A 23,964-nucleotide genomic window follows, 5' to 3' on the forward strand; every position below is an offset into this window, starting at 1 on the left:
CCCAAGCCATGAACAAAAATCTGCGCTTCAGCCATAAAATTTTGCTTGCCGCCGCCCTCATCGTCATTGCCGCCTTCGCCTCGTTTACGCTGTACAACGACTGGTTGCAGCGCAATGCGATCCGCGCTGACCTGAACAACTATCTCAACGAGATGGGCGAGGTCACCGCCGGCAATATCCAGACCTGGCTCAGCGGCCGCATTCAGTTGGTCGAAAACGCCTCCCAGAACATTGCCCTCAATCCCGACCCCGCCAACGTCGCCAGTCTACTGGAACAGAAAACCCTGACGTCGACGTTCATGGCCACCTATCTGGGTGATGCCACCGGCCACTTCACCATACGCCCGGACGTGAAGATGCCGGACGGTTTCGATCCACGGGTACGCCCTTGGTATAAAGGTGCCGAAAGCAGCAGCACCTCGACCCTGACCGAACCGTACATCGACGCGGCGACCGGGCAATTGATCATTTCCATCGCCACCGCCTCGAAAAAGGCTGGCCAGAGTGTTGGCGTGGTCGGCGGCGACCTGAGCCTGCAATCGCTGGTCGACACCCTCGCCGCCCGGGATTTCGACGGCATGGGTTACGTGTTCCTGGTCAGCGCCGACGGCAAGATCCTCGTGCACCCGGACAAAGCGCTGGTGATGAAATCGCTTAAAGAAGCGTATCCGCAGGACACCCCGCGCATCAGCAGCGACTTCAGTGAAGTCACCGTCGATGGCAAAACCCGCATCGTCACCTTCGCCCCGATCAAGGGCCTGCCGTCGGTGAACTGGTACATCGGCCTGTCGGTTGATAAAGACCAGGCCTTCGCGATGCTCAGCCAGTTCCGCACCTCGGCAGTGATTGCTACCGTGATTGCCGTGGCGATCATCCTCGCGCTGCTGGGCATGCTGATCCGTATTCTGATCCAGCCGCTGCACGTCATGACCCGTGCCATGGAAGACATTGCCGACGGCGAAGGTGACCTGACCAAACGCCTGACCATCGTCAATAACGATGAATTCGGAGTGCTGGGCACCGCGTTCAACCGCTTCGTCGAGCGTATTCATGGCTCGATCCGCGAAGTGTCGTCGGCCACCGGCCAAGTCAACGAAGTCGCCCTGCGCGTAGTCGCCGCGTCGAACTCGTCGATGTACAACTCTGACCAACAGGCTTCGCGCACCAGCAGCGTTGCCGCCGCGATCAACCAACTCGGTGCCGCCGCTCAGGAAATTGCGCGCAATGCCGCGCAAGCCTCGAACCAGGCCAGCGACGCGCGTAATCTTGCCGAAGATGGCCAGCAAGTGGTGGATCGCAGCATCAAGGCAATGAACCAGTTGTCGAGCATGCTCAGCGCGTCCAGCAGCAACATCGAGTCGCTGAACAGCAAAACCGTGAACATCGGCCAGATTCTCGAAGTGATCACCAGCATTTCCCAGCAAACCAACCTGCTGGCGCTCAACGCCGCGATTGAAGCGGCGCGTGCCGGTGAAGCCGGTCGTGGTTTCGCCGTGGTGGCGGACGAAGTGCGTAACCTGGCGCACCGCACTCAGGAATCGGCGCAGCAGGTGCAGACCATGATCGAAGAGCTGCAAGTCGGCGCCCGTGAATCGGTGAGCACCATGAGCGACAGCCAGCGCCACAGCCAGGACAGCGTGGAAATCGCCAACCTGGCGGGTGAGCGTCTGAACAGCGTGACTCAGCGTATCGGCGAGATCGACGGGATGAACCAGTCGGTGGCGACGGCGACCGAAGAGCAGACCGCCGTGGTTGAATCGATCAACGTCGATATCACCGAGATCAATACGCTGAACCAGGAAGGCGTGGAGAACTTGCAGGCGACGTTGCGGGCTTGTTCGGACCTGGAGCAGCAGGCTTCGCGGCTGAAGCAGTTGGTGGGCAGTTTCCGCATCTGAAGATCAAAAACATCCCCCTCACCCCAACCCTCTCCCCCAAGGGGGCGAGGGGGAAAGGGGGCAGATTTTCAAGCCTTTCAAAACTGAGTTCGACTCGAACTTGCAGGTCGATGCATCCAGCCCAAACACCTCGATAAGTCCCCTCTCCCTCCGGGAGAGGGTTAGGGTGAGGGCTGTTCTCAGTTCCACCGCGCAATCCCGACCGAACATCTATTCTGGATAAAGGTCAACCAAGGGATAACCACACAGCGGAGGAACGATCACCTTGCATATCGCCGACATCAGCCTGTTTTACGCCCCGACCAGCGGCGGCGTTTACAGCGATCCCGCCCCCGTCCTGGCTACTGACTGAAGGACGCACTCCGATGACCAAAATCAACTGGCTCGCTCAACAGCGCGGTCAACCGGGACGCGCCGCATGAGTCGCGGCATCGTCTTGTTGCTCGGCCTGCTCGCCGCCGTGCTGATCCCGCTGCTGCTCGGTGGCAGCGACATCTGGGCGCGCCTGCAAAGCTTTCCGCTGCCATGGCTGCTGATCCTGTTCGGCATGATTCTGCTGTGCTGGGGCATCAACACCCTGCGCCTGCGTTTGTTGCTGGGCGACCAGCGAGAACGCGTCACACCGATAAAAAGCCTCGGCGTGGTCATGGCCGCCGAGTTCGCTTACTGCGCAACACCCGGCGGCAGTGGTGGCCCGCTGACGATCATGGCGTTACTGGCCCGCTGCGGTGTGCGCCCGGCCCGGGGCAGCGCGGTGTTTGCAATGGATCAGCTCAGCGATTTGCTGTTCTTTCTCTGCGCCCTCAGCGGGATTTTGATTTACGCGTTGTTCCAGCACCTCAGCGATCGCATGGAAGGGTTGCTGATTGTCAGCGCCGTGTCGCTGTTCGGCGGGCTGTGCAGTTGCGTACTGCTGGCGCGCTACCACCGCCGCCTGATTCGCCACAGCGGACGCTTGTTGATCCGCCTGAACGTGCGCGCCAGCACCCGCCGCCGCTGGGCACGCAAGCTGCTGCACTTTCTCGCAGCGTTCATCGATACGCTGAAGTTGCCATGGCAGACGCTGAGCAAAGTCTTTGCCCTCACCTGCGTGCATTGGCTGTTGCGCTATAGCGTGCTGTATCTGGCGCTACGCGGATTGGGGGCGGATTTGCAGTGGGCGTGGAGTTTTCTGATCCAGATGGTTTCGCTGGGCGCCGGGCAGTTCAGTCTGTTGCCCGGTGGCGCCGGCGCGGCAGAACTGACTTCGGCGGCACTGCTGGCGCCGATGGTCGGCAAATCCACCGCAGCGGCGGCGATCCTGATTTGGCGAGTGGTGACGTTCTATTTCTATCTGGTGGTGGGTGGACCGGTGTTTTTGCTGATGCTGGGGCGGCCGCTGCTGAGGAAGTTGATGAAAGTGCGTCAAGCCTGAAAGATCGCAGCCACTGCCGAAGGCTGTGATCTCTTCAGCCTTTGGCGTCTTTATCGTCGGACTCTTCCTGCAACTGCTCCCACAACTCGGCAGCGCCGGGAAACTCGGTGCCATCCTCCGGGCTCATGTCATCGGGGTCATAGCGACTCAAACAGCCCTCGCCCACGGTGGCAGGTGCTTTCGACGTGGCTTTGTCGAGTGGATCGCTCATGAGCTTTTCCTCAGGTCTGAAACGGCGAAGGGCCTGGGACGATTGAACGCCCAGGCCCTTCGATTTTCAAGCACGCGATAGTTCGATCAGAACACCACGGTCTTGTTGCCGTGCACCAGCACGCGATCTTCGAGGTGGTAACGCAGGCCGCGCGCCAGCACCATCTTCTCGACGTCACGACCGAAACGCACCATGTCTTCGATGCTGTCACTGTGGCTGACGCGTACCACGTCCTGCTCGATGATCGGGCCGGCATCCAGCTCTTCGGTCACGTAGTGGCAGGTCGCGCCGATCAGCTTCACACCACGCAGGGAAGCCTGATGGTACGGCTTGGCGCCGACGAACGACGGCAGGAAGCTGTGGTGAATGTTGATGACCTTGTGCGCGTATTCGCGGCACATGTCCGGCGGCAGGATCTGCATGTAGCGCGCCAGTACCACGACTTCGGCATCGTGCTGTTTGACCAGGCGCGACACTTCGTCGAAGGCCGGTTGCTAGTCCTGCGGATTGACCGGGACGTGGTAATAAGGAATGCCGTGCCACTCGACCATGCTGCGCAGGTCGTCGTGGTTGGAAATCACGCAGGAGATTTCGCAATCCAGCTCATCGCTGTGCCAGCGGTGCAGCAAGTCGGCCAGGCAGTGGGACTCACGGCTGGCCATCAATACCACGCGCTTTTTCTGCTCGGTGTCAGTGATGCGCCAGTCCATCGAGAACTCTTCGGCAATCGGCGCAAACTTCTCACGCAAGACTTCAATACCGAATGGCAGCGAGTCGGCACGAATTTCGTGACGCATGAAGAACCAGCCAACCTGATTATCCGAGTGGTGGCTCGCTTCGGTGATCCAGCCATTGTGGGCTGCCAGAAAATTACTGACTTTGGCAACGATGCCAACGCGGTCCGGGCAAGAAATCACCAGCCGAAAAGTGCGCATGAGGGGGAAACTCCAGAACTTCGCAAAGGCCGCCATTCTAGCGACTGCGCAGCAAAACTGCAGTATTGATCAGCGTCGGCGTGGGCGACGCCCCCGTACGCAGGCTTTTAGCGGGTTGAAACGTCAACGTGACGACGGTGCCGTGGCAGTGCCTGATCAGGCGACTGTGAATATCTGTGATGACTGCATCACACTATTTAACTGAATATTCAATGTGCTGCTAATTCTCGTAACTAATTTAAATAAAAAGTCCGGTTAAATGTTTACTTGATGAAACAGCCTGACTATTATTGCGGCACTGTCCCCTGCCATTCAGCACTCTACTAAGGTAGTAATCATGTCCTTGATCAACGAATATCGCGCCACCGAAGAAGCTATCAAAGAGCTGCAAGCCCGTTTGAAGAACCTGTCGCAAGACGACAAACTGCAAACCGAGCTGGAATTCGAAGGCAAACTGCGCACCCTGATGGGCGAATACTCCAAGTCCCTGCGTGACATCATCGCGCTGCTGGATCCGGAATCGAAAACCAAAGCTCCACGCGGCGGCGTAGCAAAAACTACCGGCACCAAGCGTGCTCGCAAAGTTAAACAATACAAAAACCCGCACGACGGTGACGTCATCGAAACCAAAGGTGGCAACCACAAGACTCTGAAAGAGTGGAAAGCCAAGTGGGGCGGTGACGTGGTTGAAGGCTGGGCTACCCTGCTGGGCTAAGCCATAGCGCCTTCGCAGAGCGATCCGCGAAAAAAGAAACGCCAGCGAATGCTGGCGTTTTTTTATGCCTGGAATTTAGTCCAGGCATGTTCGATTTCAAAGATTCAAACGTTTGCGTAATGCCTGGACATAATTCTGCCATTCATTGAGCACCACTCTCTGCATCGGCGTCGCACTAAGCGCCCATTGCTCTGCGGCCTCTGTAAAAGATTGCAAGGTATTCGGTGCGCCCCATTCAGGCGCGGATAAACGCTGCCGACAAAATATTCTCCAGCGTTCCTGCTCTTCAAAACTCAACGTATCGGCAAAGTTACGCGCTCGATATCGAAAGAGTAATTCAGGCAAACGTTCATCATCGAAAGGCCATTGCTCTTGCGCTAATTGCGCAGGATCGGCGCTTCTCACTTGCTCACATAGACGTCGGTCGCGGTCACCGATAAAACCGTCGTACAACTGTTGCTCCGGATCCTCGCTCGGGGTGAAATCTTCGCTGGCATAAATGGCCGCAACTTTATCTTTCCAAACTTGTTGTGCGTCAGTTAGCCGCAGTGTTCGCTCCTGATAAAGCGCCATGTCCAGCCCCAGCCTCTGCTGATCCTGTGCACGCAGTACCGACAGTGGCGCCACCACCGGGCAGCGGTTGATATGAATCAGCTTGATCGGCACCGGCAACTCGCCTTCGAGCAAATCGTCGCGACGGGTGTAGAGGCGCTGGCGCAGCGCCTGTGCATCCAGATCAAGCAGGCCCTGCGGATCGAGGTGTAGGTCGCAGACAATCAAGGCATTCCGATTTTTCGGGTGCCAGGCCAATGGCAACACCACACCGACATAACTGCGCGCCGCCGAAAAGCGCCCGGAAACATGCACCAGCGGTTGCAGCAGGCGAATCTGATCCATGACCTTTTGCTTGCTGCGCAACTGGAACAGCCAGTCATACAGTTTGGGCTGCTTCTCGCGGACCAACCGCGCCAGGGCGATGGTCGCACGCACGTCCGACAACGCTTCGTGAGCATGGCCGTGATCGATGTTGTTGGCGGCGGTCAGGCGTTCGAGCTTGAGCGTTACCCGGCCTTCATCATCGGTCGGCCAGACCAGACCGTCCGGACGCAGTGCATAGGCGGCACGCACCACGTCGATCAGATCCCAGCGACTGTTGCCGCCCTGCCATTCACGGGCATACGGGTCGAAGAAGTTGCGATACAGGCTGTAGCGCGTCATCTCGTCATCGAAACGCAAGGTGTTGTAACCCGCGCCGCACGTGCCGGGAGCAGCCAGTTGCGCGTGGACGCGGGTCATGAAATCGGCTTCGCTCAAGCCCTTTTCGGCGAGCTGGCCCGGCGTGATACCGGTGATGGCGCAGGCGGCCGGATGCGGCAGGATGTCTTCGCTGGGCTGGCAATAGAGATTGACCGGCTCATCGATTTCATTGAGGTCATGGTCGGTGCGGATCCCTGCCACCTGCAGCGGCCGATCATTACGCGGATTGATGCCAGTGGTTTCGTAGTCGTACCAGAAGATAGAAGTCACGGGCGGTTCCTGAACTGAAGATCGGCAAAGTCTAGGCGTTCAACCGCGGTCGCGGCCAGCCTCGCGTCATTCAAACACCTGGCGCCACATGACGTGCAATACATAGTTATGTCGTTTCCCCCCGAGAGGCTGCTAGCATCGACCCCCACTTGCACCCCGAACAGGCGAACATCAGGTAGCCCATGCTCGAGCCCACAGCGCCAAGGAAAGCACCGCTGGCCCCGCCGCTGGATACGCGGCATCAGGTCGAAACGCCGGAAGGCATCGACTTGCCGTTGCGCCCGGCCGGGTTGATGGTACGCGCCGTGGCCTTCACGATCGATCTGGGCCTGCGTGGTCTGATCATGGGTGGGCTGTTCATTGTGCTGGCGTTCCTCGGCAAGCTCGGCATGGGCCTCGGCTCGTTGCTGCTGTTTGCGATCAGTTGGTGGTACATGGTGCTGTTCGAAGTGCTGCGTCAGGGGCGCTCGCCGGGCAAACAATGGATGGGCCTGCGCGTGGTGCACGACGACGGCACACCCATCGGCTGGTCGGCGTCGTTGCTGCGCAACCTGCTGCGCTTCGTCGATCTGCTGCCGTTCGGCTACTTTCTCGGCGCCATCAGTTGCCTGCAACACCCGACTTTCAAACGCCTGGGCGATATCGCCGCCGGTACGCTGGTGGTGTACAGCGAACAGCCTCTCAGCCGCCCGCAGTTGCCCGCCGCCGAACCCCGTCGTGCACCGATTGCCCTCACCCTCAGCGAACAACGCGCCCTGCTCGGCTTTGCCGAACGTCAGGCCGAGCTGACGCCGGCACGGGTCAACGAACTGGCGGCACTGCTGGCCCAGCCACTGCATATTTCCGCACCCAAAGCCGTGGCTGAACTCAACGGTATCGCACGCGGCTTGTTGGGGCCGACATGAAGCAAAGCCTTTTCGAAAGTCGCCACAAGGCCGAATGGGAGCGTTTTGCGCTGGCCCTTGAACGCCTCGAGCGCGGCAAGGAAACCTCGCAAGTGGCCGGTTTCCCCAAAGCCTATCGACGCCTCTGCCAACACCTGGCGCTGGCGCAGGAGCGCGGCTACAGCAGTTTTCTCATCGATTCCCTGCAGCAGCAGGTCTTGCGCGGCCATCAACAGCTGTACCGGCATCGCAGTCGATTGGGCGCCAACCTGTTGAGCTTCATCCTCGCCGACTTCCCGCGATTGGTACGCGCCGAGTGGCCTTTTGTACTGGTGGCCGGCCTGCTGTTTTTCGGCAGCCTGATCGGCGTCGGTGTGCTGGTGTATGTGTTTCCCGAGCTGGTCTACAACCTGATCCCCGCCGATCAGGTGCGTGAAATGCAAGGCATGTACGACCCGGTGGCCGGCCACCTCGGGCGACCCGCCGACCGCGCCGCCAGCGAAGACTGGGTGATGTTCGGTTACTACGTGATGCACAACATCGGCATTGCCTTCCAGACCTTCGCCAGCGGTTTGCTGATGGGCGTGGGCAGTGCGTTTTTCCTGTTCTACAACGGTCTGGTCATCGGGGCGGTGGCCGGGCACCTGACCGAAATCGGCTTCGGCCAGACCTTCTGGTCATTCGTGATTGCCCACGGTGCCTTCGAACTGACGGCCATTGCGCTGGCCGGCGCGGCAGGTCTGGAACTGGGCTGGGCATTGATCGCGCCCGGACGTCTGACTCGCGCCGAAGCGTTGAAACGCGCCGCGCGCAAAAGCGTACTGCTGATTTGCGGGGTCATGCTGTTCCTGCTGATCGCCGCGTTTATCGAAGCCTATTGGTCATCGAAAACCAGCGTCGCACCGCACACCAAATACCTGGTCGGCGCCACGCTGTGGGTGTTGGTGGCGAGCTATTTGCTGTTCGCCGGGAGGGGCCGCCATGCGCCTGAGTGACGCAACGGTGGTGATCCGTCCGCGCACGTCCTGGGAAGCCATGGATCTGGGCGTGCTCATGAGCCAGCAACACCGGCGTTTGTTGATGACCAGTTGGGCGATCGTCACCCTGCCGCTGTTCGTATTGCTCAGCGTGTTGCTGTGGGATTCGCCGTCACTGGCAGTGTTTATCTTCTGGTGGCTGAAACCGGCGTACGAACGCCTGCCGTTGTACATCCTGTCCAAAGCCCTGTTCGGTGAAACGCCGACACTCAAGCAAGCCCTGCGCGAGTGGCCACGCCTGCTCAAACCACAACTGCTGGCCAGCCTGACCTGGCGACGGCTGAGCTTGAGCCGCAGTTTCGTGATGCCCGTGGTGCAACTTGAAGGTCTGGATGGCAGTGCACGGCAACAGCGTCTGCACGTGCTGTTGCAACGCAATGCCGGCGCCGCGCAGTGGCTGACCATCATTGGCGTGCACCTGGAAACCGCGTTGTGGATCGGTCTGATGGTGCTGTTCTACCTGCTGTTGCCGCAGCAGATCGAAACGGACTGGGACTGGCAATCGTTGATCCTCGCGGCGGACCAGGACTGGCGTTGGCTGGAGCACCTGACCAACGCTTTCTATGCGCTGGTGTTGGTGGTGTGGGAGCCGATTTACGTAGCCTGTGGTTTCAGCCTCTATTTGAATCGGCGCACGCAACTGGAGGCATGGGACATCGAACTGGTGTTCCGGCGTTTGCGCCAACGCCTTAACAGCGGCGTGCTTGGCTTGCTGTTGGCGGTATGTCTGCTGCTGCCGAATGTTCCCCCGGTCTGGGCCGCTGAAGCTGACAGCAGTCCGGATACCCCGCGCTTGTTGAATCAGCCGCTGACCAGTCAGGCCTCGCACGACAGCATCAAGGCATTGCTCGAACAACCACCGTTCAAAAACAAGGAGTCCGTCACTCGCTACCGCTTCGGTGACGACCCGGCAGCCCCGGCCAAATCCGACAAGGAAGATGCAGCGCCGCAATGGCTGAAAACCCTGCTTGGCTGGCTCGAAGGCCGACAATTCAATACTCTGGCCACGGTGATCGAGGTGCTGCTGTGGGGCTCGGTGATTGCCGCCGTCGGCTGGCTGATCTGGCGCTATCGCGAGTTTCTGCAAGCGTTCGTCAGCCGCCGCCCGGCGCTGCCTGCACGAGCGAAAAGACCACTGCCGCAACAGGCCTTCGGTCTTGATCTGAACCGCGAAACCCTGCCTGAAGACATCGCCGCCCACGCCGAACAACTCTGGCAGAGTCAGCCACGTGCTGCGCTGAGCCTGCTCTATCGAGGCTTGCTCAGCCATTTGCTCCACGACTTCGACCTGACGCTCAAGGACGCCGACACGGAAAACCAGGTACTGGCACGGGTCGAACAACTGCAGCGACCGGAACTGCTCGCCTTCAGCCGCACCCTGACCGCGCACTGGCAGAACATGGCCTACGGGCATCGTACACCGGCGGCGCATCTGCAACAGGAACTGTGCGCTGGCTGGCGCGCCTTGTTCGGCCACGGAGCCTCGCATTGAATCGGCGCAGCCTGTGGTGGCTCGGCGGCTTGCTCGTCGCTTTGCTGGCGGCGTTGAGCATTTATCTGTTCATGGCCGCCAGGCCCTATCAGGAAGAAGTCGATCACGGCCCCTCACCCGCCGCGCAGGCCAACCCCTATCTGGCAGCAGAAATGTTTTTGCGTGAGCGCGGCATCCACGTCGACCATGCAGAAAGCCTCGCGGTGCTGCCGGATATCGATCCACGCGGGCACACACTGTTGCTGTTCAACGACCGATCGCGGATGCCCCCGCGTCAGGTCGATCAAGTGTTGAACTGGACCCGCGCCGGTGGGCGGCTGGTGTTCGTCGCCGAAGCGCTGTGGGACGAGCAGACAAAACAAAGCAATGATCTGCTGCTTGATCGGGTGCAACTGCATCAGGCCCTGACCAAGGATTTGAAGGATTCACCCGAAGAGCTGCCCCATGAAGCTTATCCCGACCTGACCAAGCTCTACCTGGAAGACGAAGACGCACCGGCCTACGCCAGCTTCGACACCGATTTTCACCTCGATGACCCGAAGAATCTGGCACACGCCTGGGCCAACAGCGCCAAGGCCACACACATGATGCAACTGCCCTACAGCCTCGGTTCGATCACCGTGGTCACCGATGCCGAGCTGTGGAAAAACAGCGCAATTGCCGAATACGACAACGCCTGGCTGCTCTGGTATCTGAGTGCCGACACCGACGTCACGCTGGTCTACAACACTGAGCACGATGGCCTGCTGACGCTGCTCTGGCGCTACTTCCCGCAAGCCATCGTCGCCCTGCTCGCCTTGATCGGTCTGTGGTTGTGGCAGGCCAGTGTGCGCCACGGCCCCCTTCAGGCACCCGCACCAAATGGTCGCCGACAGTTGCAGGAACACCTGCGCGCCAGTGCCGATTTCATGCTGCGCCACAACGGTCAGCAATCGCTGCTGCAAGCCCTGCAACAAGACGTGTTGCGCCGCGCTAGACGCCGGCATCCCGGCTTCGATCAATTGAACGTGGCCGAACAATGGCTGGCGTTGTCGCGCCTGACCCGGCAACCGACCCGTGCCATCAGCCAGGCCTTGAGCCCGGTGCCGAACCGGCGGATGTCCAGCGCCGACTTCTGCCGCCAGGTCGCCCACCTGCAAACCTTGAGGAACACGCTATGACTGAACAGATCGAGCCCGGCAGCGCCAGCCACGCCGCCCAGCAACGCCAGCGTGCCAGTCAGCTGGCGCAGGCGGTGCGCAACGAATTGCACAAAGCCGTGATCGGCCAGGACGCAGTCATCGACGACGTGCTGACCGCGCTGATCGCCGGCGGCCATGTGTTGCTGGAAGGCGTTCCCGGACTGGGCAAAACCTTGCTGGTGCGTGCCTTGGCACGCTGCTTCGGCGGCGAGTTCGCGCGTATTCAGTTCACCCCGGACCTGATGCCCAGCGACGTGACTGGCCACGCCGTGTACGACCTGCACACCGAGCAGTTCAAGCTGCGCAAAGGGCCGCTGTTTACCAACCTGCTGCTGGCCGATGAAATCAACCGCGCCCCGGCAAAAACCCAGGCTGCGTTGCTCGAAGCGATGCAGGAACGTCAGGTTACGCTGGAAGGTCGCGCCTTGCCGATTGCGCAGCCGTTCATGGTCCTCGCCACGCAGAACCCGATCGAGCAGGAAGGCACGTATCCACTGCCGGAAGCTGAACTCGACCGCTTCATGCTCAAGGTGCGCATGGATTATCCCGATGCCGATCAGGAGTTGAACATGGTGCGCCAGGTCAGCCGTTCGACCCGCGCCGACATGCTCGATGTGCAGCCGTTGCGCACCGTGTTGCAAGCCAAGGACGTGCAGGCGCTGCAGCGTATTGCCAGTGATTTGCCGCTGGACGATCAAGTGCTCGATTACGCCGTGCGCCTGGCGCGCAGCACCCGCACCTGGCCGGGCCTGACCCTCGGTGCCGGGCCACGGGCCTCGATTGCACTGGTGCGTTGCGCCCGTGCCCGGGCCTTGTTGCGCGGTGGTGAATTCGTTATTCCCGATGACATCAAGGGCTGCGCGCTGGCGGTATTGCGCCATCGTGTGCGCATTGCCCCGGAGCTGGATATTGAAGGTCTGCAAGTCGATCAGGTGCTGCAGCAGTTGCTTGATCAGATTCCGGCGCCGCGTCTATGAAAGCAAAAGATCGCAGCCTTCGGCAGTTCCTACAGGGGATCGCGTTGTCATGAAACCTTCGCGGCTGCTGCTGATCTGGCTGATCGTTCTCTTTGGCATCGGCCTTGGGCTGGGCACCTTGCAGGCACTGGAAATCGATTTCCCGGCGAGCCTGCCGTCAATCAACTGGGGATTGCTGCTGGCACTGCTGGCGCTGGCGACGCTCGATGCGTTGCGCCTCAAGCGACTGCCGGCGGTGCGGATCAACCGGCAGATGCCCGGCAGTCTCGCACTCGGGCGCTGGGGTGAGGTCCAGCTTACGGTTGAACACGACTTTAGCGCGCCACTGAACCTGCAGATTTTCGACCATGTGCCGGACGGCCTCAGCTTCGAAAACCTGCCATTGAACGTCGAGTTGCAGCCCGGCCAATTCAGCCAGATCAGCTACCGTCTGCGCCCGCTGAAACGCGGCCACTTCAGTTTTCAACACTGTGAAGTGAACCTGCCGAGCCCGCTGGGTTTATGGTCAGGTAAACGCGTGCTCAACGTCATCGACAGCACCCGTGTCTATCCGGATTTCGCCCGTCTCTACGGTGGTGAACTGCTGGCCGTGGACAACTGGCTGAGCCAGCTCGGCGTGCGGCAACGGCAGCGGCGCGGGCAAGGGCTGGAGTTTCATCAGTTACGCGAATTTCATGAAGGCGACAGCCTGCGCCAGATCGACTGGAAAGCCACCGCCCGCCAACGCACACCGATTGCCCGCGAGTATCAGGACGAGCGCGATCAGCAGATCATTTTCCTGCTCGACTGCGGCCGACGCATGCGCAGTCAGGACGATGAGCTGTCGCACTTCGACCACGCGCTGAATGCCTGCCTGTTGCTCAGCTACGTGGCACTGCGCCAGGGCGATGCCGTTGGCTTGAGCACTTTCGCCAGTGATCAACCGCGCCACCTCGCCCCGGTCAAGGGCAGCGGCCAACTGAACGTGCTGCTCAACGCGGTATATGACCTCGACAGCACCCAGCGCCCCGCCGACTATCAAGCCGCCATCAACCAATTGTTGGCCAGGCAAAAACGCCGGGCGCTGGTGGTGTTGGTGACCAATTTGCGTGATGAGGACGATGAGGAATTGCTGAGTGCCGTCAAACGTCTGAGCCAGCAACACCGGGTGCTGGTGACGAGCCTGCGCGAAACAACACTCGACGCGTTGCGCCATGTGCCGGTGCAGACGTTGCCGGAAGCACTGGCCTATTGCGGGACAGTCAATTACCTCAATGAACGGACGGAACTGCATGAGCGCTTGGTCGCGCAAGCTATTCCGGTATTGGATGTCCGACCAGCGGAGCTGGGGGCTGAAATGGTGGTGCGGTACATGGAGTTGAAGGGTGCCGCGAGTTTTTGACTGAAAAGCAAAACGCCTCTGTGCTACGAGAGGCGCTTACCACCGCAAGATCATGAAAGTGATCAGACAACAGATCCGTCATATGGATTTACAACTTCCAGTCTTCCACCACTACTCGCTGAGCCTGTGCTGACCACACCGTCTGAGGAAGTTGTTGCGAAATAGCCCGACCCGGCTCTATTAACACGAACGCCACTGGCCGGAGTCTTCAGGAATGCTGACGTAGCGAGAAGAAAGTACTCGGTCCAGTAAATATCTGGCCACCTGAATTTTTCCTCCGACCAACGTTCAACTGTCACCAAATTATGCCCCAGTGACATTTTGAAAAGCAGAATTGTAATCTCTTGTTTCTCGTTTACAAACATCAGCTCTACATTGAATTCGCCGCTACCTGTAGCTTTTCGGCAATCCAGTTTATATGTCAATTTTTCCGGTTTGAATATTTGCATTTCCAAGATTGGGATGAGTTGGACCCCCGACGGAGCATTTTTTATCTGCAGCCTAAAGGATTCACCCAATAACTGGCAGCCCGGCAGGGGCATCAGACTAAATTCGTGCTCCGCACCAATACAGGGGAAGGAAACGCTTTTAGAGCCAACTAAAAAATCATCAAACTTAACCTCAAACTCCTGCGCTATATTCAGAACTTTCCCCGATAACGGCGACGAGCTCGAAACATTAAGAAGTGGCAGTCCAAACCGAACGTCAAAAGGACCGCTGTTCGCCTGCTCGCTGGTGATCATCCAACTCAGGGAGGTTGTTCCCTCAAGCATTTTACGCAACGTCGGTAACGGCGGATCAAAAACCAACCCCTGCCCCACCGCGCCCGGTAAGTATTCGAGCGCAAGAAAACCAGCGGGATTGCCAATCAGCCAATTTCTTTCAAATTCCAGCCCCAACTCGACTGACTCTCCCCCGACCATATTCAGCTGGATGGAGTGCCACTCAACCTTTTGTCCGTTGACGAGTGGTGAGAACCCTTCCAGCCAGCTGTCAATTGATCGTCCTCGCAATGATGGTGACTTCGGTACATCGGCAAACTTTGGCAGCGCAAATTGCAGTTCAAAATTACCGTTTTGCGCCTGCTCGCTTGTTACCGTCCAACTCAACGAGGTTGACCCCTCAGCCATTTCAATCGGCGTGCCCAATTGCGGGTCAAACACCAGTCCCCGCCCTTCCGCGCCCGGTGTGTATTCGAGCGCAAGAAAGCCATCCGGATTGCCAATCAACCAGTTGTCTTTAAAGTCCAGCTCCAACTTGATGGTCTCTCCCTTCATTAAATCGAGTTTGACCCCAGGCCACGTGAATTGCCGCCCGTTAACGAGGGGTGAAAACCCTTCCAACCAACTGTCAATTAATCGTCCTGGCGATGACGGTGACTTCGGTACACCGGTCAACTTTGGCAACCCAAACTGCAATTCAAAAGGACCGCTTTGCGCCTGCTCGCTGGTGATCGTCCAACTCAGGGAAGTTGTCCCTTTGAGCATTTCACACGGCGTATCCAATGGCGGATCAAATACCAGCCCCCGCCCCTCCGCGCCCGGCGTATATTCGAGAGCAAGAAAACCAGCGGAATTGCCAATCAACCAATTGCGGTTAAAGTCCAGCGCCAGCCTGATGGTCTCTCCCTTCATCAAATCGAGCTTGAGCTCAGGCCACTCAACTTGCTGTCCGTTAACAAGCGGTGAGAACCCTTCCAGCCAGCTGTCAATTAATCGTCCCGGCAATGATGGTGACTTCGGTACATCGGCAAACTTTGGCAGCGCAAACTGCAATTCAAATGGACCGCTTTGCGCCTGCTCGCTGTTGATCGTCCAACTCAAGGAGGTTGTTCCCTCAGCCATTTCACACGCCACCCCCAATGGCGGATTAAACACCAGCCCTCGCCCCTCTGCACCCGGCATGTAATCAAGCGCAAGAAAACCGGCTGGATCACCAATCAGAGAGCTGCCTTCATAGCTCAGCGCCAACGTGCAAGTCTCACCCTGCATCAAGTCCAGCTTCACACCGGACCAGCTGACTCGCTGCCCGTTAACCCAGGGAACGAAGCCCTCCGACCAATTTTCAATAACTCGCCCCGGCACAGGCGGCGATTCCGATATTTGAGGGTCCCGTGGAAGGGTAAATTCCAGTTCAAAGACTCCGCCAGGACCTTCTACGGCAGAAATAGTCCAGCTCAACGAAAGGCTTCCATCAGCCATCTCACACTCCACCCCCAACGGCGGATCAGAAACCAGCCTCTGCCCCTCTTCGCCCGGTTTGTAATCCAGAACCAGAAACCCATCCGGCTCGCCGATGTAGTAGCTGAGTTCATACTCCAGTTCCAGCGTGCACTTCTCTCCCTTCATCAACACCACGTTAAGGTCATCCCAGCGGACTCGCTTGCCATTGATATGTGGTCTGAATTGCTGCTTCCAAGTCAGAAAAGTATCAGCTGTTTCAATTGATTTATTCATTGACTGGCACCAATTCAAATTCAAGAAATTGAGCATCCCAACCCGCATACCCACCGCGCACGGCGGCTTGTAGCCAGGTACGCCTGATACCGGCCAATCGGAACTTCACCTCGGCGTTACCGTTCTCGTCGGTGTAGGTCGATTCAAGAATTCGGTCCGGGTATTTCCATTGCACTTCGACACCCTGCAATGGCTCACCAGTCAAGGCCGACACCACGTTAACGGTCGCTGATACCCACGCTCCCTCTGGCCCACCTGGCTGCGGGCTGGTCAGTGAATCGATTTTCCGAGGTTCATTGAGGAAAAACGGCAACGACACCGAGTCGGAATGCAGTTCTCCCCCCACCGACGCCGTCAGTTCAAGCGGCCCGGGTGTCGTCGGCACAAAAGCAATCTTCGCCACCCCATAAAAATTGCTGGTCGATTGCTTCACGCCAAGATCCGGGCTGCGCCAGGTCACGGTCACCCCGACCATCGGCCTGCCGCTGATTGCCGAGATCACGGTGATCTGCTCCGACACCTCTGTGCCCCAGAGCAACGTTTGATGGGATCGCTGGCGCTCAGCGATTTTCAGCACCTGTTCGCCCTGGCCCAGCGACATCGCATTCACCGGTGACAAGCTGGCCAGGCGGGCGGACGAGAAGCGCAATCCAAAGCTTGCGTCCTTCAAATCGCCGGTCTTGAAGGAGTAGGTCTGTCCGGCTTCAGGAAATAATCTGGGCTCCCCAAGCCTCGGCTCTTCAAACCGCATGCCCAGTTCCGCCGGTCCGGTACCGGTCATTCCTAATACCAGGTCCTTCTCGAACAGGGCACTACCGGCCGGCGCAGTCACATCCAGCCAGTGCTGCGTATTGCGCCGCGGGAAGAACGTGTGTGTGCCCAAGGGCTGGGGCGGCTGTTTGTCGAAGCTGACCAGCACCTCCTCCCACGGATCACTTGCCAGTGCTTCAACCGTCATTGGCTGAGTACTCGGATAATTGTCATAACGGCTGAGTACAGACGCTGTGACTAACTGATCTCCGACGATTTTCGGCGCAAAGTCGAAGCCGCTCCAGCCATCGACCGTGGTCTGGATAACTCGTGGGCCGGTGTCGCCGGTCCAGGTCACCGGCGCCTGATCAACGGGCCGGTTGGTGTAATGCGAATACAGCTGAACCCACATCCAGGCAGGTTCTTGACCAATGACTGGATCGACCGCCGCTCCCCGCCATGCCTCGATCCTGATTCTGTTATGGGCCAGCGTCATCGGCTTGGCGATCGCCTCGAATTTCAGCTGCGGTAACGCCAGGGTCAGGGCAAACTCGCCAGGCGCCGTACTGGTGGTAAAGCCCAGCGTCCAATTCACGCCACCGTCGCTCAGCACCTGTGGGCGATCGAGCGTGGGCTCAACCGTCGCCCCCAATGAGTCAGCCGGAACACCCGACCATTTCAATGATGCGTCCAGCCCCACCAGCGGGCTCAATACTTTGGGTAAAACCTTGAAACGGTGAACAGCCCCCAGACACGGATAAAGGTTCCGGGCATCCAGCTCCGCGTGAATCTGATCGAGCATCAGCGCCACTTCTTCCGTCAAATCCTCGGACAGCAAGCGTCCCGAAAGCTCTCGCACGCTGGCCAGGCCGGCCAGACGCAGCTCCAATTCAAACAGACCGCTACTGCTGTCGTTTTTGTTCGAAACGAGTTTCCACTCCACCCCGCCCGCCAGCAGAGTTTTCGGCGTTGTCAGGTCTTCGGGCGTTAATCCAATGGCCGGATCGTTTCCGCGCCAATGCAGGCTGATGTTTCGTCCGATCCAGTCACTGCCAGCCTTCGGCACGACTGTCAGCGTATGGGTCTGACCACGTCGACAGAGCATCCCCAGCGGACTCTCAACTTTTACTGCGTCCAGGCGGATTTCGACTTCACCTTTCCATGGGCTCGTGGCAACAGGTTTGACCGTAAAATCCTGTTCCACAGCTGTATCGTCCGGGTGCGCCTTGAGATAGGCCGTGACTGTCTTGTCCCCCGTGCTTTTGGGCGTATACAGCAAACTGGTCCAACCGCCCGCCCCCGTCACGTCATGCACAGCGTCACCGTCGGGGGTCACCCATTCGACCAGCGCATTGCTGACGGGATCACCGTCGCCGGCGGTCAGATAATGGATCGCCTGCACCCGCAGCAGCACGCTTTCCTCTTCGTCGACTATGGGAAATTTGTTGGCCTCACGGACCTCACCCACCCGGAGCCGATTGCGTGCCAGCGACATGGGTTTGCCCGGTGATGGCAGCAAAAGTTTCGAGCATTGCAGGCTCAGTTCGAAACGACCGTCGAGCCAATCCTCGCTGGTCAGCGTCCAGAGCACATCGCCCCCGTTGAATGGCAGCGGGGCCTCGAGCGGCGGATTGACCGTGACCCCCAGTTGCTCATGCCCCTCGCCGCTCCAGTGCAGCGACAGAGCCGTTCCCAGCAAGGGACTATCGGCCGGCAAGCGCACGATGACGGGATGGTTGCTGCCCCGATTGGGGTAGCCAGTCGCCTCCCATGCTGTTTCTTGCGTTCCGATAACGGCCCGCAGAGCCTTCCACGGATCGGTCGCCAACACCTTCACGGCTAAATCGTGCGTCACTTTACCTGTAGCGTAATAAGGGCTGTCGACCCAAGCCGTGATGACAACATCACCCGCCGTCTTCGGCTCGAAATCAAAAAAAACCCAGCCTTGCTCATCAGTGACACCCGCGCCCAGCACACCTTGCGCGGCACTCGTCCAGTTCACCGTCCGGCCATCCAGCGCCTGTCTGGTGTAATGGGAAACGATCTGTACACCCAGCCGCACACTCTGCGCATATTCAAGAACGGGGTAAAAGGTCGCTTTCTGCTCGTCGCCAAACGCCAGACGATGATGCCCCAACGACACGTCAATCGGATAAGGCTCAGCGTCATACTGGTTGAACAGGATGATCGAGAACTCGTAGGTTTTGTCTTCAGCCATCCATGGGCAGTCGAGCGACCATGGCACTGTCAGCGTCTGATCAACGCCCCAGTCTGGCGCGGTCATGATCGCCTCCAACGGGTTGTCACGAACGGTCAACGCCATCTTTGTCCCCTGCCAGGCATTGCCATCGCGCGGCTCAAACGACAGATAGTGCTGCATGTAGAGCGGGTCATCCAAGCCGTTGCCCAGGGATGCGCCCAGGCACAGATACAACTTGCGATCCGGCACCAGGTCTTGCTCATCCAGGCGCATAGCCTGGAGTTTCAATGGCTCCAGTTTCAGTTGCAGGTCGATCCAGGTGATCAGCACACCCGTGCGCCTGTCCGATGGATTACTCGGCACACCGCGAACCTCGAAGGTCAGCACGTCGCCGCTATCAAAGGCCAGTTGATCCAATGATTGCCGATAGCGGATCGGTTTGAACTCCAGCGGCTGCCCTGCCGCCAGGCGAGCTTGATCTTGCTCAAGGCTGCGTGAGTCGCCGGCCTTGAGTTCAGTGCTCATCAACACATCGCTCCCGCTGAGGATGCACAACCAGCCGGATTCGCCCGACCAGTCAAATCCGGGGCGCAGTTCGCAAAGAAACGTCAATTCGTAACTGGCGCTCGCATCGGCTTTTTTAGGGACGACGACTTCCTGCCTGGCCGAGGCGCCGACGCCGACATGCATAAAAGGGATGTACTCAAACTCGTAAAACTCGTGCTGTATTGCCACCGTCCCTTTGTCAATCCAGTGGTTAAGCAGATCGTTGAAATCACCATTGCGCAGCAGGCTTTCTTTCGCCTGGATGATCGGCTCACTCATGACCGCCCACTCCTTCGACATGTTGGCTCAGTCTGGCGTTTTCAGCCCGGGTGACCAGGTCTTCAACCTTTCGCACAAACGGCGGCTCGCCAGCCTTGGCGGTGTAGCGGATGCGCAGGATGCAGTCGGTCATCGATTCAAGCAGCGCGCTTTGCTGCGGTTTCTTGAACCACGGGAAATGCAATTTCCAACTGGAGATCGCGCCGGTGTTTTCGAACGGATTGAGCAGGCCTTCATCGGGTTTCATGGCCGTCAGGCCGTTGTCGGCCAGCCCGACCGACAAGGCTATCTGCTGAGCGGCGCGTAGATTGATCACCACATCCGAAGGCGCCCCGAGCCCAGGATTGTGCAGGTACTCGACCGATTGTGGAGTGGGCCGGGTCGCCGTCATGCTGCTGATCTGAAGCAAGGTCGCCCGCACATTCTCGAACGGCCCGGTCAATACCGGCAGATCGACCTCCACCGAACTGATCTGCCGGCAGAAATGCCCCGGATGATCACGATCAAACAACAGCTGGGTCAGTCTGAATTCCAGCGAGCCAGTCTTTTGCAACTGATCCAGTGCATCGGCCCAACTATCGATACCGACCTGACCTTCAACCTTGTCGTCGAACAACTGCCGCAGGGAGATGGTTTTCACCAGTTCTAGCCGGCGTTCGTGGCGTTGCAGGTATTCACGTTCCAGCCGCAGCAGATGACCACGCAATTGCTCACCGGCGGTCAGGCCATGACGGTGATCGAGCCAGACCTGAGGCAACGCGATCTGCGCATCGTAATCGCCGGTTTCGGCGGCCAGCGAAGCCTGGGCACTGAGGCACAGGCTGATCACCGCATCGTAGGCCTGATAGTGCAATGCCTTGAGCTGGCCGAGCATCCAGCCGAACAACTCGGCATTGCTCGCACGCTTTTTCAGGTAGTTGTAAACCGTCAGCGCCTGAGTATTGGCCCTGAGGGTTTGCGCCAGATTGGACCGGGCAGCGGTGACCGCGTGATTCTGCGCAGCGATCTGCGCATCCATGGCCCGCACCTCGGCCAGCGCCTGATCACGTTGCAACGCCCAGTCACTGCGGCGACGACGGTAACCTTCCGTGGTGCTCTGTCTGTCGGCATCGATTTGCTGCAGTGACGAGGCGACTTCCAGACCGAATATCACCGCGTCCGCCAGCTTCTCGAGGCGATGCCCGCCGTTGGAAAAGCCCAAAATATTCGGCAACGAGGCCAGCACCGCGCCCGCCGGTTTGATCGACTTGGCCACCAGGGAGAACACCTTGGACTGATGCAGGCTGGCCATGACTTGATATTCAATCGTCGAAACGTTTTCGTCATAGCGTTTTGCGTAAGCATCGGCGCGTTCCTGCGCCACCGAACGGCTTTGCTGCAACGCCGTCACACTCGCCTCCAACTGAGCGATGGACTGTTCCTGCACCGTCTCGGCGTAGCTGCCCAGTTCCACCATATGGTTTTGCTGCAACTCTTCCTGTTCGGCGCGATCGCGTCGTTCAAGCAGGTTCAGCACCTGACTGCCGTTATCCTGCAACGCTTGCACCGCACGCAACGCGACCTCGAACATCACTCGCCAGCGGAACGCATTGACCACCAACCGCCCGCCCATCGGCCTCGGCCCTGCCACGCCACCGGACGCCAGATCACGCAGTAATTGATTGGGGTCCGTCGGCGGGCTGAACATCGGGATGTCCAGCGGTTTGCCGTCGAGGGTGAGATTGTTGCGCAGGTTATGCAGGCGTTGATCCGGCGCTGCGAACAAATCGAGCAACGACTGATTGATCGGAATTTCAAACGGCCCGCATGCCAGCAGCCCGAGCATGGGTGCGGTGTCGGAGGCGACCGGGAAATCCGCCAGGCTGAAATTCAGATTCTTTTCAAACTGTTCGAGCCTCGGCCGAGTGCTGCTTTGTTCCAGAAGGTCTCGAACCGTCAAGGGTTGCCAGCGTGTACCGGTGTTGGCGGTGGGGACCTTGCCCATCAAAAACCCAGCCTGGACGTAACACAGCTTGGCGGCCACCAAGCTGTCCCGGGTCAGTTGCCGGTAATACCAGTCGCCCCAGGTCATCAGGTTTTTCACGTAGTTGGTGAACACCAGGATCTGGAAGTGCGCGGGGGCCGCGTAACCGATGGCATCCGGGTCCGTGGGGTTTTGCGTCTCACAACCAGGGTCGCCCGTTTCCTTGACGATATTCAGAGGCCGGCAGCGCCAGTACTTCGGCTTGGGATTGGGCCGAGGCGGGGTGAGTGGATCAGCAGGTGCCTGCGGATCGAACAGGTAATGCAGCCAGTTCTGTGCCTCCGGGAAGCGTTCTTCGTCGCGCAGGCGTGTGGCCATCAAATGCGGCAGGTGGAAAAAGATCTCCCAGAAGAACAGACCGTTGGCACCGTTAAAGGCACCACTGGGCTCATTGATCACCTGACCGGTCGGCGGCGGCTCCGGGATGAACTGAGTATCCCAGTCCAGCACACTTGCCACCGAAACGTTCGAGCGCTTCACCAGTTCGGGGCCAAACAACGAATTGAGCCGGGTGTATTTCAACGCCAGTCCGGTCTGGTTAAAAGACAGAAACTGTGCGGCATCAACGGTATTTTTCACCAGGCTGGGCGGGACGAAGTCCGTAAGGTTGACAATCGTCAGGTCAAACAGCCTTCTTTGCCGATCCGGTACGGTTGTTACAGGGCCCAGTGAGAATGTAGTCGGATTGGGCCATGAGCCTTTACCTCGCTCGCCTTCCCAGGGTCCGATGTTCCAGTCACCCGCGAGAGGCAAGTTTTTGGCCACTACCTCGTTTTCATTGTCAGAAGCAAACCCCAGACGCATGTCCGCGGTATCGGGAATTCCCGAGGGCAAGCAATAACCTTTGACCGTCAGCTTATCCTTGTCCCCTACCCGCAACGCCGTGACGTCCAGTTCCAGATACGGCGCTAATACCCCCTCTGCTGGACGGGGAACAACCGTCACCTGAGAGGGCAATGGATGTTGAATTATTTCATCGCTGACAAACCGGTCGAGTGCTGCATCCAGCCAGGACCCAGCCCGCTGTACGGGGCGCATCAGCACGTCGTAAACGGCATGCACTCTCAACGGGCCTCCAACCGTATCCTCGCCCGACACCAAAATGCCCAGCATGCCTTTGGGGTGACGGGTGTCGACTTGCACGCTCGCGATCAACCGGGTGCCCGGCAGAAGATCATGCTCAAGGTCCTTGATACACACCGTCAGCGGTGCCAGCCACTGGCCGTTTTGCATCATGAACGCCAGCTTGACGGTCAGTTTGTTCGGGATGTATTCGCCCGCCTCCCGGCTGGCAACCTTGTCTTGCCATTCGGTCCAGACCAGACACAAGCGCCCATTCCAGAGCACCGGGCGGATGTTCAGCACCTTGTCAGCGCTGGGAATTTCAATGGCTTGCCATTCGCTCCAGGCAGCAGGATTGACCGCCACACTTTCAGGGCCGAGTTCAATATCCGCCGAGCGCCAGTAGTACTGAAAAGGCTGCACCCGCTGACGCCCGACAAAATAGTATTTGGCATTGGCAGGCGTCGTGCCGTCCATGTAGCAACTAATCACCTCAAGGTCGCAGGTTTGCTCGAAGACTTGCAGATACTCTTGCAGCGCGGTCTGCACGGAATCGTTGTTCAAACGCGCCTGATTGAGGTTGTTTTCCAGATTCTTGAACAGGCTGGTCTTGCGTTGACGCACAAAGGGATTGATGAAGTTTTCCGGGTAGCACGAAATCAGCTGCACCGCAGCCCAATCGGGGTAGTTGCTGTAGAGCGCCCAGGCGGCAAGATCGTCCGGGTCGAACTCGTGCGACTCGAGACCCGGCTCAAGCTTGCGATACGCCGCATGAATGAATTGCTGCGTGCAACTGATCGCTTCTGCCACCTGGGAGCTCTGCACCTGATAGCTGTCCAGCGGATCCATGCGCAGCAGTTCGAACAGATCGGCCGGCGTTTTCAGAAAAGTGTATTTTTCACTGCCGGCTTTGCCGATGCAGTATTCCAGCAGCGCCGAGCGACGCTTTTCCAGCAGCCCGCCAATATTATTCGATGCCATGATCCAGCTCCTTGG

The 23,964-nt window shown here is 58.8% G+C and carries 14 protein-coding genes and 2 pseudogenes; 10 read left to right on the top strand and 6 right to left on the bottom strand.

Features of this window, described 5'->3' with window-relative positions:
• Positions 1-8 precede the first annotated feature (8 nt).
• The 3 genes and pseudogenes from ACIOWE_RS11655 to ACIOWE_RS11665 all read left to right on the top strand — a co-directional run.
• A pseudogene (locus ACIOWE_RS11655) lies at positions 9-1,040 on the top strand (cache domain-containing protein); the annotation flags it as partial.
• 93 nt (positions 1,041-1,133) lie between these two features.
• Positions 1,134-1,898: a methyl-accepting chemotaxis protein gene (locus ACIOWE_RS11660; protein ID WP_401391282.1), complete on the top strand. Its 765-nt coding sequence runs from the start codon at positions 1,134-1,136 to the stop codon at positions 1,896-1,898.
• A 418-nt stretch (positions 1,899-2,316) separates the two neighbouring features.
• Positions 2,317-3,312 carry a YbhN family protein gene (locus ACIOWE_RS11665; protein WP_401391151.1) on the top strand — a complete coding sequence of 332 codons (996 nt, stop codon included), beginning with the start codon at positions 2,317-2,319 and terminating at the stop codon, positions 3,310-3,312.
• Between the two features lie 34 nt (positions 3,313-3,346).
• On the opposite strand, the gene ACIOWE_RS11670 is transcribed toward ACIOWE_RS11665, so the two are convergent.
• Positions 3,347-3,523 (bottom strand): hypothetical protein, encoded by a 177-nt coding sequence (locus ACIOWE_RS11670; protein ID WP_401391154.1) that lies wholly within the window; start codon positions 3,521-3,523, stop codon positions 3,347-3,349.
• Positions 3,524-3,609: 86 nt separating this feature from the next.
• Positions 3,610-4,458 (bottom strand): annotated as a pseudogene (gene purU / locus ACIOWE_RS11675) (formyltetrahydrofolate deformylase).
• Positions 4,459-4,795: 337 nt separating this feature from the next.
• Here purU and mvaT point away from each other — a divergent pair.
• Positions 4,796-5,173: a histone-like nucleoid-structuring protein MvaT gene (gene mvaT, locus ACIOWE_RS11680; RefSeq protein WP_401391157.1), complete on the top strand. Its 378-nt coding sequence runs from the start codon at positions 4,796-4,798 to the stop codon at positions 5,171-5,173.
• Positions 5,174-5,269: 96 nt separating this feature from the next.
• Here mvaT and sbcB read toward each other — a convergent pair whose 3' ends face one another.
• A complete protein-coding gene (gene sbcB, locus ACIOWE_RS11685) occupies positions 5,270-6,700 on the bottom strand; it encodes an exodeoxyribonuclease I (RefSeq protein WP_401391160.1) in 1,431 nt (476 codons plus the stop codon).
• Positions 6,701-6,882: 182 nt separating this feature from the next.
• Here sbcB and ACIOWE_RS11690 point away from each other — a divergent pair, with 182 nt between their 5' ends.
• The 6 genes from ACIOWE_RS11690 to ACIOWE_RS11715 are packed head-to-tail and all read left to right on the top strand — an operon-like array spanning position 6,883 to position 13,652.
• Positions 6,883-7,605, top strand: coding sequence for an RDD family protein (locus ACIOWE_RS11690; protein ID WP_401391163.1), 723 nt, complete (start codon positions 6,883-6,885; stop codon positions 7,603-7,605).
• Positions 7,602-8,579, top strand: coding sequence for a stage II sporulation protein M (locus ACIOWE_RS11695; RefSeq protein ID WP_401391166.1), 978 nt, complete (start codon positions 7,602-7,604; stop codon positions 8,577-8,579). The genes ACIOWE_RS11690 and ACIOWE_RS11695 overlap by 4 nt, the downstream gene beginning before the upstream one ends.
• Complete coding sequence (locus tag ACIOWE_RS11700) at positions 8,566-10,113, top strand: DUF4129 domain-containing protein (protein ID WP_401391169.1); 1,548 nt, start codon at positions 8,566-8,568, stop codon at positions 10,111-10,113. The genes ACIOWE_RS11695 and ACIOWE_RS11700 overlap by 14 nt, the downstream gene beginning before the upstream one ends.
• Entirely contained in the window at positions 10,110-11,273 is a 1,164-nt protein-coding gene (locus ACIOWE_RS11705; RefSeq protein WP_401391172.1) for a DUF4350 domain-containing protein, read from the top strand. The genes ACIOWE_RS11700 and ACIOWE_RS11705 overlap by 4 nt, the downstream gene beginning before the upstream one ends.
• Positions 11,270-12,271, top strand: coding sequence for a MoxR family ATPase (locus ACIOWE_RS11710; protein WP_201237031.1), 1,002 nt, complete (start codon positions 11,270-11,272; stop codon positions 12,269-12,271). Before ACIOWE_RS11705 ends, ACIOWE_RS11710 begins: the two co-directional genes overlap by 4 nt.
• A gap of 49 nt (positions 12,272-12,320) precedes the next feature.
• Positions 12,321-13,652 (top strand): DUF58 domain-containing protein, encoded by a 1,332-nt coding sequence (locus ACIOWE_RS11715; RefSeq protein ID WP_401391175.1) that lies wholly within the window; start codon positions 12,321-12,323, stop codon positions 13,650-13,652.
• Between the two features lie 62 nt (positions 13,653-13,714).
• Here the strand turns inward: ACIOWE_RS11715 and ACIOWE_RS11720 are convergent, their stop codons facing one another.
• The 3 genes from ACIOWE_RS11720 to ACIOWE_RS11730 are packed head-to-tail and all read right to left on the bottom strand — an operon-like array spanning position 13,715 to position 23,949.
• Positions 13,715-16,108: a hypothetical protein gene (locus ACIOWE_RS11720; protein ID WP_401391178.1), complete on the bottom strand. Its 2,394-nt coding sequence runs from the start codon at positions 16,106-16,108 to the stop codon at positions 13,715-13,717.
• Positions 16,101-19,883 carry a hypothetical protein gene (locus tag ACIOWE_RS11725; RefSeq protein ID WP_401391181.1) on the bottom strand — a complete coding sequence of 1,261 codons (3,783 nt, stop codon included), beginning with the start codon at positions 19,881-19,883 and terminating at the stop codon, positions 16,101-16,103. The genes ACIOWE_RS11720 and ACIOWE_RS11725 overlap by 8 nt, the downstream gene beginning before the upstream one ends.
• A complete protein-coding gene (locus ACIOWE_RS11730) occupies positions 19,876-23,949 on the bottom strand; it encodes a neuraminidase-like domain-containing protein (RefSeq protein WP_401391184.1) in 4,074 nt (1,357 codons plus the stop codon). The genes ACIOWE_RS11725 and ACIOWE_RS11730 overlap by 8 nt, the downstream gene beginning before the upstream one ends.
• Between the last annotated feature and the right edge of the window lie 15 nt (positions 23,950-23,964).

Source organism: Pseudomonas sp. NPDC087598, assembly GCF_044743525.1.
Classification (GTDB): Bacteria; Pseudomonadota; Gammaproteobacteria; order Pseudomonadales; family Pseudomonadaceae; genus Aquipseudomonas.

Bases quoted from the DNA above. Each gene is read 5' to 3' on its own strand.
- ACIOWE_RS11660 (WP_401391282.1), top strand. From the start codon at position 1,134: ATGTACAACTCTGACCAACAGGCTTCGCGCACCAGCAGCGTTGCCGCC.
- ACIOWE_RS11730 (WP_401391184.1), bottom strand. From the start codon at position 23,949: ATGGCATCGAATAATATTGGCGGGCTGCTGGAAAAGCGTCGCTCGGCG.
- mvaT (WP_401391157.1), top strand. From the start codon at position 4,796: ATGTCCTTGATCAACGAATATCGCGCCACCGAAGAAGCTATCAAAGAG.
- ACIOWE_RS11725 (WP_401391181.1), bottom strand. From the start codon at position 19,883: ATGAGTGAGCCGATCATCCAGGCGAAAGAAAGCCTGCTGCGCAATGGT.
- ACIOWE_RS11720 (WP_401391178.1), bottom strand. From the start codon at position 16,108: ATGAATAAATCAATTGAAACAGCTGATACTTTTCTGACTTGGAAGCAG.
- ACIOWE_RS11665 (WP_401391151.1), top strand. From the start codon at position 2,317: ATGAGTCGCGGCATCGTCTTGTTGCTCGGCCTGCTCGCCGCCGTGCTG.
- ACIOWE_RS11715 (WP_401391175.1), top strand. From the start codon at position 12,321: ATGAAACCTTCGCGGCTGCTGCTGATCTGGCTGATCGTTCTCTTTGGC.
- ACIOWE_RS11670 (WP_401391154.1), bottom strand. From the start codon at position 3,523: ATGAGCGATCCACTCGACAAAGCCACGTCGAAAGCACCTGCCACCGTG.
- ACIOWE_RS11700 (WP_401391169.1), top strand. From the start codon at position 8,566: ATGCGCCTGAGTGACGCAACGGTGGTGATCCGTCCGCGCACGTCCTGG.
- ACIOWE_RS11690 (WP_401391163.1), top strand. From the start codon at position 6,883: ATGCTCGAGCCCACAGCGCCAAGGAAAGCACCGCTGGCCCCGCCGCTG.
- ACIOWE_RS11710 (WP_201237031.1), top strand. From the start codon at position 11,270: ATGACTGAACAGATCGAGCCCGGCAGCGCCAGCCACGCCGCCCAGCAA.
- ACIOWE_RS11695 (WP_401391166.1), top strand. From the start codon at position 7,602: ATGAAGCAAAGCCTTTTCGAAAGTCGCCACAAGGCCGAATGGGAGCGT.